We start from the raw sequence: 6,180 nt of genomic DNA on the forward strand, positions 1-6,180 counted from the left end.
CTAAACGCCGCGCAGGTGACTGCGCGGCGTTTTTTCGCGCCCGGCAGGTAGATGGCCGCAGCGCGTATCAGCTAAGTAATACGACAGCTCGATGACAACTGATCGTTGTATCTGTGGCGTCAACGCCGGCTAGAACCGCTCCGGCCGGACGACCGCGATGTCCGAGACGGTGATGAACCCGATCTGGTGTGACACCAGCGTGAACACCGCATCCAGCACCGAATCCAGCTTCGCCGCGTCGACGATCGTGATCAGCATCACCATCTGCGACGCGGTGCCGACCTGGCCTTCGGCGGTCCAGTCGCCGTCGCGGCCGTGGCCGGCCAGGATCGGCACCACCGACCAGCCGGTGACGCCGGTCTCGTCCAGCTTCGCGGTGATCCGCCGCAGCAACGGGGCTTCGACCACGATCTCGATGCGCTTCTTGGGGAAGGTCTGCATGGCGGAGTCTCCAGTGTGGGCGGCGGTCATGGCGCGATCCGGGACGCGGCGGCGATATACAGCGGGATGCCGGCGAGCAGGTTGAACGGGAAGGTGATGCCGAGCGACAGCGTCAGCGCCACCGCCGGGTTGGCCTGCGGCAGCGCCAGCCGCATCGCCGCCGGCACCGCGATGTAGGAGGCGGAAGCCGCCAGCGTGATCAGCACCGCCGTGCTGCCGGCCGACAGGCCGATCAACCAGCCCAGCGCGGCGCCGAACGTGCCCCCGATCAGCGGCATCGCCACCCCGAACACCGTGACCGGCAGCGACAAATGCCGCCGGCCTTGTGCGAGGCCGCGGCCGGCGACCAGGCCCATGTCGAGCAGGAACAGGCACAGCACGCCGGCGAATGGATCGCTGAGGAATGGCTTGACCATCGCGGCGCCGCGCGCCCCGGTCAGCGCGCCGATCACGAAGGCGCCGAGCAGGATGACGATCGAGCCGTTCAGCGCCACCTCGCGTAGCAGAGCGCCGCGGCTCTGATCAGGCGTGACGGCGGTGGTGCTGCCCCGCGCGATCAGCAGCGCGGCGGCGATCGCCGGCGTCTCCATCGCGGCGCCGACCGCGATCATGTAGCCGTCCCAGGCGATGCCGAGCTGGCCCAGCATGCCGGTGACGGCGACCAGGGTGACGGCCGAGATCGAGCCGTAATGCGCCGCGACCGTCGCGGCGTTGACGGCGTCGAGCCGGCTGGTGGCGCGCAGGATCAGGTAAGCGACGAACGGCAACGCGAAGGACAGCGCGACGCCGGCGGCGATCGCCGCGATCATGGTGCCGTCGACGCCCTGATGCGCAACCTCGCCGCCGCCGCGGAAGCCGATCGACATCAGCAGATACAGCGCAAGTAATTTCGCCACCGGCTCGGGGATCGACAGATCCGACCGCGCCAGCGCGGCCACGACCCCGAGTATGAAAAACAGCACCATCGGTGAAAGTAGATTTTGGAACGTAAGATCCAGCATGTCGGCCCCCTTTGGCCTGGCGCACGACGCCGTCCCGCGTCTCGGCGAGAACGCAGGCGGTTCGGGGCGCGCGGCGGCGTGAACGCCCGCGGCGAGCGGGCGGGGCGGAACCTAGGTGCGGTTGCAGCATCTTTGAAATTGATTATAGAAACATCTATCATTGCATTTATAAATGGTAAGCCCGATGCCGCGGCCGCTGCTCAATCTCGACCTCGACTTGGTGCGGGCGTTCGTCGCCATCGCCACGCTGGGCAACTTCACCCGCGCGGCGGAATCGCTGCGGCGGCAGCAGTCGACGGTGTCGCTGCAGTTGCAGCGGCTGGAGGACGCGCTCGGGCGCAAGCTACTCGAGCGTAACCCGCGCAGCGTCAGGCTGACGCCGGAGGGTGAGGTGTTTCTGGCGCACGCCCGCCGGCTGCTCGACGTCAACGACGAGCTGGTCGCCCGCGTCACCGAGCCGGCGCTGCACGGCGTGGTGCGGCTCGGCACGCCGGAGGATTTCGCGACGCGGCATCTGCCGGACGTGCTGTCGCGCTTCGCCCGGGCCTATCCGGCGGTGGCGTTGGAAGTGACCTGCGATCTGACGCTGCATGTGATCGACGGCTTCCGGAAGGGCAGCTTCGATCTGGCGCTGATCAAGCGCGAGCGGGTCGGCGAGGCGGCCGGCATCCGGGTCTGGCGCGAACCGCTGGTGTGGGTGACGGGCGAGCCGGCGCCGCAGGAACGCGAGGGGCCGCTGCCGCTGGTGGTGTCGCCGAGCCCCTGCGTGTATCGCAAGCGCGCCACCGAAGCGCTCGACAAGGCGCGCAAGCCGTGGCGGATCGCCTATACCTGCGGCTCGCTGGCCGGCTCGCTCGCCGCCGTGCGCGGCGGCCTCGGCGTCACCGTGCTGCCCAAGGACATGGTGCCGGACGATCTGCACGTGATCGACGGCGGCCCGCTGCCGAACCTCAAGGACACCGAGATCGCACTATTGCAGCGCGACCGGCTGTCCCTGCCGGCGCAGCGGCTGAAGGAGCATATCGTGCGGTCGCTGGGTTAGTCCGCGACATGGCGCGCCGTCAGCCTTTGCGCAGCGCGAAGTGCGCGCCGCAGAACGCCATCGCGGCGCCGAGCAGCAGCGCGGCGAGGCCGGTGACGACGCCCGTCGTGGTCGTCCCGGTGGAGGGCGCCGAGGCGGCCTGGCCGGCGGCGGCCAGCACCAGCACGCCGATCGCGATCAGGAACTGCCGCATCCGTGGCGGGATCTGGCCGTCGGCGGCGTGGTGCATCAGCGTCGCGGTGAAGTAACCGCCTGCGAAGCCGGCCGTCGCCACCAGCCACCACGCCAGCGCGGCGCGCGCCGGCATGAACTCGCCGAGATCGCTGCGCCACAGCCCGCCGAGATCGAGCCCGAGCCGCTGCCCCAGCATGTGCAGCGCCAGCGCCAGCAGCACGCCGCTGACCAGCGCGCCGGCGAAGACCAGATGGCGGGGGAAAGAGGCGGCGTCGGTTTTGGGCATCGTCGATGTTTAGGACAGAGCTAGAGAGTTTGGAAGCGGCGGCCCGGTCCATGAGGATCGGACTGGCGGCGTTACGCGGACGTCATCGTCTTCCGAGCTGCCTGCGCCAGAAAGCCGGAACGCGTGAATCCCTCACGCTCGGCGTGTTCGTCGATCTGGGCCAGCAGGTCGGCCGGCAGCGTGATGTTGATCCGCACCGATCGCGGTGCCGGAGGCGTCGCCTGGATCAGCACCGCCACGCCGTCGCGATTTTGGGGATCTTGCATAACCTGTTCGAGCGACGAGGGCTCGGGGATCGCATCTCCGTCTTCGGCCATGCCTTCCAAGTGCAGCGCCAGCGCTTCAGCGGCCATGTCGCGGGCTTCATCAAGGGTGCGGCCGGCGCTGATCGCGCCGGGCAGATCCGGGAAGGACACCCCGTAGTCGCTGTCGGGCTCCTTGTGGATCAGCGCGATGTAATGGGCCATGCATCACCTCAACTTCAGGCCGGACTGCTTCTCGATGCTCCGAAGTGTGCCGAGCGGCAGGTCGCGTTTCGGATGCGGCACCGTAGTGCGGCCTGGCTTGGTCGGATGCTTGAATTCCAGGTGACTGCCCTTTTGGGCGACCTGATGCCAACCATCGGCCTTCAGGGCCGCAATCACGGCGCGCGAGTCCATGATGTATTTATACACATTATGAGTGTCCGCAAGAAGCGTCGTCTGCGGGCTTCGCGCCGCATTGCATCGCGGCGTCCGCTGCGGCAATGACGCGGGGAGCAGGAGCCGAGCGGTGGCGCACGTGGATCGGAATGCAGGCGCGAAGTCCAAAGCGTCCGGCGCCAAGCCGGCCGCCTCGACGGATACCTACGCCTTCAAGGCGTCGTTGATCGGCGCGGCGCAGCAGTTCGAGCTGACCGATGACGGTCTGGTCTGGCGGATCGGGCCGAAATCAGGGCTGTGGCCCTATGCGACGATCGCCCGGGTGCGGCTCAGCTTCCGGCCGGTGTCGATGCAGTCGCAGCGGTTTCGCGCCGACCTGGAAGATGTCGGCGGCGCGCGGCTGCGGATCCTGTCGACGACCTGGCAGACCGTGGCGCTGATGGCGCCGCAGAACGACGCCTATCGGGCGTTCATCGTCGAGCTGCATCGGCGGATGCGGGCCGCCGGCAGCCATGCTGAACTCATCGGCGGCCTGCGCCCTGCGATCCACACCGCGGCGCTGGTGCTGATCGGGCTGGTGGCGGCGGCGATGACCGGGCTGCTGGCGCGCGCGGTGGCGACCGGTTCGTGGGCCGGTGCGCTGTTCATCGCCGGTTTCGCCGCGCTGTTCGGCTGGCAGATCGGCGGCTTCATCCGCCGCAATCGTCCGCGGCGCTACGGCTTCGACGACCTGCCGAAGGACCTGCTGCCGTAATGCCAGGTCTGCACAGAGATCGTCAGCCGTTCTTGGCGTAGAGCAGCGGCACCGCACTATCCAGCATTGCCTCGAGCACGAACACGCCGTCATGCGACAGCGCACGGCCGAGCGCCGCGCCCAGATCGGCGCAGCGCGAGACGCGCTCGGCCGCGCAGCCCATCGACTGCGCCAACTGGACGAAATCGATGTTCGGCAGTTCGAGTCCCGGCACGTTACGCACTTGCATGACCTGGCTGAACGAGCGCATCGCGCCGTAGCCGGCGTTGTTGAGGACGATCACCGTCAGCGGCAGCTTGCGCTGCGCGGCGGTCCATAGCGCCTGGACCGAATACATCGCCGAGCCGTCGCCGATCAGGCAGACGGTGCGGCGCTTGCCGTTCGCCAGCGCGAAGCCGGTTGCTGCGGGTAGCGACCAGCCGAGGCCGCCGCTGGCCATCGTGGCGAACGAATCCTGGCCGCGCATCGGCATGTATTTCTGCATCGCCAGCCGATGCGACGGCGCTTCCTCGACCAGCATGGCGTCGTCCGGCATGGCCTTGCTCAGCGCATCGAGCAGATACTCGGCCGGCATCGGGTCGGCGGCTTGCGGCGCCGGAGGCACCGCGCGGGCCGGCGGTGCGGCGCGCTTGGTCGGCGGGAGCAACTCCAGCAACAACGCTAGTGCCGGCGTCATCGTCGCAATGATGCTGGTGCCGAGCGGTGTCACCGAGGCGGCGTCGGCGTCGTCGGTGATCTGGAACAATTGCGTGCCGCCGTCGAAGATCGCCGCGTGGCCTTCGACATGGAAGGTGAAGACTGGCGCGCCGATCACCAAGACGACGTCATAGGCTCCGAGCGTTTCCGATACCTGTCCCGGCGACGCGGGCAGGAAGCCGGCGAACAGCGGATGCCGTTCCGGGAAACTGCAGCGCGCCGAGAACGGCGACACCCAGACTGGCGCGCTGGCGCGCTCGGCGATCTGCACCATCAGTTCAACCGCCGCTGCGCGATCGATCGCTGGGCCGACAACCAGCGCCGGCTTCTTCGCCTTGGCCAGTGCATCGGCGAGCGCCTGCATCGCGCCGCGCTCGGGGCCGAGCTCGCGCGTCACCGTGCGCGGCGTGACGGGCGCTGCCGGTCGCGCCCAGTCGTCGATCGGCACCGACACGAAAGTCGGTCCACAGGGCGGCTGCATCGCCACGTAGTACGCCCGCGCGATCGCGGTCGGCACGTCTTCGGCACGCGCCGGCTCGACGCTGTATTTCACATAAGGCCGGGGAAATTCACTGGGGCGCTCGGCACCGAGAAAAGCCTGCAGCGGCAGCAGGCTGCGCGCCTGCTGGCCGGCGGTGATCACCAACGGCGTCTGGTTCTTGAACGCGGTGTAGATGTTGCCGAGCGCATTGCCGACGCCCGCCGCCGAATGCAGATTGACGAAGCCGGCATTGCGCGTCGCCTGCGCATAGCCGTCGGCCATCGCCACTGCCGAGGCCTCCTGCAGCGCCAGCACGTAGTCGATGTCGTCCGGCCAGTCGCTGAGGAACGGCAGTTCGGTGGAGCCGGGATTGCCGAACACCTTGTCGACGTTGAAGGCGCGCAGCAGGTCGAAGGTGGCGGATTTGACGGTGGCGGCCGCCGCGTGCGGCTTCGGCTTCTTCGGCAAGGCGGTTCCTCCGGCGACGACGCGCCGCGCTTGGTGATTGAAGCCGATCAATCAGCAGGCGCGGAGGGGAGTCAATACGGCGTACATGCAGGGTGAAGCGGTGCCGGTTGCACGGCGCGCTCCCTCGCCCCGCTCTTGCGGGGAGAGGGGTGGGGTGAGGGGCGATGCGGGCAGTGAGCCTCGGCCATGAGGATGC

At 68.5% G+C, this 6,180-nt stretch carries 8 protein-coding genes; 2 read left to right on the top strand and 6 right to left on the bottom strand.

From position 1 onward, the window contains the following. Positions 1-129 precede the first annotated feature (129 nt). Both IP86_RS18225 and IP86_RS18230 read right to left on the bottom strand, forming a co-directional pair. Positions 130-441: a DUF190 domain-containing protein gene (locus IP86_RS18225; protein ID WP_054163847.1), complete on the bottom strand. Its 312-nt coding sequence runs from the start codon at positions 439-441 to the stop codon at positions 130-132. 26 nt (positions 442-467) lie between these two features. Further along, a complete protein-coding gene (locus IP86_RS18230) occupies positions 468-1,442 on the bottom strand; it encodes a sodium-dependent bicarbonate transport family permease (protein WP_054163848.1) in 975 nt (324 codons plus the stop codon). 184 nt (positions 1,443-1,626) lie between these two features. On the opposite strand from IP86_RS18230, the gene IP86_RS18235 reads away from it, so the two are divergent. Further along, a complete protein-coding gene (locus tag IP86_RS18235) occupies positions 1,627-2,484 on the top strand; it encodes a LysR substrate-binding domain-containing protein (RefSeq protein ID WP_054163849.1) in 858 nt (285 codons plus the stop codon). Positions 2,485-2,503: 19 nt separating this feature from the next. Here the strand turns inward: IP86_RS18235 and IP86_RS18240 are convergent, their stop codons facing one another. The 3 genes from IP86_RS18240 to IP86_RS18250 all read right to left on the bottom strand — a co-directional run bounded on the left by IP86_RS18240 (position 2,504) and on the right by IP86_RS18250 (position 3,603). After that, complete coding sequence (locus IP86_RS18240) at positions 2,504-2,944, bottom strand: hypothetical protein (RefSeq protein WP_054163850.1); 441 nt, start codon at positions 2,942-2,944, stop codon at positions 2,504-2,506. A 71-nt stretch (positions 2,945-3,015) separates the two neighbouring features. Further along, positions 3,016-3,411 carry a type II toxin-antitoxin system HicB family antitoxin gene (locus IP86_RS18245; RefSeq protein ID WP_054163851.1) on the bottom strand — a complete coding sequence of 132 codons (396 nt, stop codon included), beginning with the start codon at positions 3,409-3,411 and terminating at the stop codon, positions 3,016-3,018. A 3-nt stretch (positions 3,412-3,414) separates the two neighbouring features. Continuing rightward, positions 3,415-3,603, bottom strand: a complete 189-nt coding sequence (locus IP86_RS18250; protein WP_054163852.1) for a type II toxin-antitoxin system HicA family toxin — start codon at positions 3,601-3,603, stop codon at positions 3,415-3,417. Between the two features lie 112 nt (positions 3,604-3,715). On the opposite strand from IP86_RS18250, the gene IP86_RS18255 reads away from it, so the two are divergent. After that, complete coding sequence (locus tag IP86_RS18255) at positions 3,716-4,339, top strand: hypothetical protein (protein WP_054163853.1); 624 nt, start codon at positions 3,716-3,718, stop codon at positions 4,337-4,339. A 22-nt stretch (positions 4,340-4,361) separates the two neighbouring features. Here IP86_RS18255 and mdlC read toward each other — a convergent pair whose 3' ends face one another. Then, positions 4,362-5,984, bottom strand: a complete 1,623-nt coding sequence (gene mdlC, locus IP86_RS18260) for a benzoylformate decarboxylase (RefSeq protein WP_054163857.1) — start codon at positions 5,982-5,984, stop codon at positions 4,362-4,364. Between the last annotated feature and the right edge of the window lie 196 nt (positions 5,985-6,180).

Source organism: Rhodopseudomonas sp. AAP120, assembly GCF_001295845.1.
In the GTDB taxonomy this organism is placed as follows: Bacteria; Pseudomonadota; Alphaproteobacteria; order Rhizobiales; family Xanthobacteraceae; genus Rhodopseudomonas.